Origin of the sequence: Vibrio sp. V23_P3S9T160 (assembly GCF_963886625.1) — a bacterium.
GTDB classification, from domain to species: Bacteria; Pseudomonadota; Gammaproteobacteria; order Enterobacterales; family Vibrionaceae; genus Vibrio; species Vibrio anguillarum.
Genome location: NZ_CAWPDB010000137.1, coordinates 1 through 2824, shown reverse-complemented (window position 1 = coordinate 2824; position 2824 = coordinate 1). Strand labels below are relative to the sequence as shown.

2 pseudogenes are annotated in these 2824 nt (G+C 45.1%); one reads left to right on the top strand and one right to left on the bottom strand.

Going from position 1 to position 2824, the window contains the following annotated elements:
* Positions 1–1691 (bottom strand): annotated as a pseudogene (locus tag AACU59_RS11705) (M66 family metalloprotease); the annotation flags it as partial.
* Between the two features lie 620 nt (positions 1692–2311).
* On the opposite strand from AACU59_RS11705, the pseudogene AACU59_RS11700 reads away from it, so the two are divergent.
* A pseudogene (locus AACU59_RS11700) lies at positions 2312–2824 on the top strand (endonuclease); the annotation flags it as partial.

Sequence of the window (2824 nt, the reverse complement as noted above, 5' to 3'; positions counted from 1 at the left end):
TTTTGTCCCCCATTTCAGGGGGCCTTTCTTTGCCGGTATTTTTTGGCGGGTTTCTTTTCCCCCCACCGCCACTGCCGCCATGAACCACAACTTGAGCTAAATCTGTACCTTCTTTGGTATACACCCCGACGTTGGTGTGTGTGGTAATGTGGTTGTAGCGGCGGTTGTATTGCTGCGAATAACCCGCACTACTCACAATGCCGACGTTGGCGTTGTTGACACCTGTAGAGACCAACGTTTTACCGATCGCTTCACGCATATCGCCGCTGTGCCAACCACCCGTGCTCGCGCTCTTATCGGTTTACACCACACCATTTGGCATAGTGACAACAGGAAAATAGGCAGGAGTGTAGTCAGCCATCACCAATTTAGACGCAGGTATTTTTTGGAAATAATCCGCGGCCAAAGTTGGAAGATTTTGAATCATCGTATTGCGGTTACGCGGTTGAGTCAGCATACCCATGTCGATATTTTGAATCACCAACTCAGGCGCACCACCAAACTGGATGTCTCCTTGGCTGAGCACACCTTCACGGCCTAAGTTGTCGGTCAAGCGCAGTGAGAGCTCCGGCTTCATCCAGTTCCATTGCAGCGGCAGTGACCAAGCGTGATGAGAGAACACCACCTTCATACGGCCATTCTCTGGCTGATCCGATGCGGCCAGAGCACTGGGCGGCAGCATCAAGGTGGTTTGCACTAATTCGCCATCGAGGAACACTTCTGCGCGGACTTGGTTAATTTCTTCCCCTTGTTGCGGGGTAAACAGCAGCATCGCTTCACGGTTCATGATCACGTCCAAATGACCTTGACCAGTTAACTCATTGCTATTCGGCGCGACTGATGTATGGGTTTGCGTGATGCCCAACCCACCCTCTAAACTGCCTTGCAAATGGTTCGGGGTTGGGATTTCATCGGCAAAACCGACTCGAGCATCTTGAGTAGTAAAGCGCACTACCTTGGGCTCAGCACAATCCACTGGATTACACGAGTTCAACACCATCTCATATGATGTGCCAGGCTTAAGGTCACCGATAAAAAAGCCCGCAGAAACCGAATCATAGCGGCGAACATCCTTCGCATCACTCAAATTGGTTAAGGTGAGCTGAGTCTTATCGGCTTCATTTTGCCCAAGCCAGTCAAATGACACACCGACATCAGACAGGCTCGAGACGGTTAACGAGGTAATCTCTGGCTTCACTAACGCACCACAATCAGAGGTTTCTGTACGATAGATGACATCACGTTGCCAAATGTAGCTACCATCGGCGCGCTTAGACCCGTGTGCCGCAGGAATGTATTCGACAAAGCAGCCTTGCTCGTCCGATTCGTAAACACCAAATTCGTGGCTCATCAGATAAAAACCGCCGTCATACACCATGAATTCCCAACTCTGATCGACAAAGTCGATCAGAGTTGGGAATTCATGGTGTATCATCGCCACTTTGATAAGGTATAAAGGGGAATTGCAGATCATTTTTGTAACTAAGCCGATAATCGAAGCCTTTGTAGTGGATCCAACGCTCACCGTTGCGTTCAAACACCCCTTCTCCACGTTCAGCGGTCGCTTTAATCGATTCTAACCGCTCGACGGTTTTTTCCCCGATCTGGATCAAGGTGAGCTCATTTTGCGCCCAAACGGGTGCGCTTCCCAGTAGCCCTGCTACCAGAAGCGTTAATGGTTTCTTATTCATCATTGGATTGCTCATTTTAGTTTATAGTGACGTGCCTGAATTTCAGCAGCAGCAACCCGCGAAATCTGCGCTGGTTAAGCAATAATCGATTCCGGATATAGACAACTGGGTTACCGATTCATTATTAGTTACCTAATTTCATTTCGATAGAATCACTATGTCCGTAACGAGATAAGGGTTCCAACCCAATGAAGTTGACGTCTTGAAAGTGAGAATTCACGCGAAAAAGTGTGCAACAAAAATGCATACAAACAATAAATAATTTTATTAAAATCAATCAGAAACAATGATACTTAAGAATATAACACGCACACCGAAAGAGAATGATTACGATTGTTCATGAGCATTGAGAGGATTAAGCGATCAACTTTTTTGGCAATTTTATCGCACAGATATTGACTAAACGGCAGCGTGTCAGTCGCGGTAAGAAAAGAGATTGTATATATGCAGACTGCGTAGGTTTTTATGAACACCTTTTTGCACAGCCTTCTGAACGTGAGATCTCCTGCATAAATAATGAAACATCACATACATAACAAATTAAAATGCGATATAGGTTTAATTTATTGACTGAGCAAATGGTTATCTTAGTTGCGATTTAACTATCCAATGAGAAAATTATGACAACGAAAATTTCATACCTTACCCTACTGGCACTGCTTTGCTCTCCCCTTACCAGTGCGCAGACAGAAAATAGTAACGCTGAGCAACCATCAAGCCATGTGACATGTCGCGCTCACAACCTGACTCTGAATTTAACCACCGATCAATATGCTTCTGAAACAAGTTGGGAAATAAAAAACAGCCTCTCACAGGTTATTTATGCGGGTAATAATTACTCAGACTCCACATCTTATAGCCAAGAAATATGCTTATCGGATGGTGAATATCAATTCACCATCCATGACAGTTATGGTGATGGTATTTGCTGTGGCTCTGGCAATGGTCTTTATTCCTTAGCCAAAGGCTCGGAAATACTGGCTTCTGGTGGAGAATTTCAATACAACCAATCAAACAGCTTATTACTTGGTGAATCAACACCTCCCGCTAACCATGACTATTATCAAGCCGCGATAGGAAAAACAGGTTTTGAACTAAAAACGGCCTTATACAATATCATAAAGAATCATAAT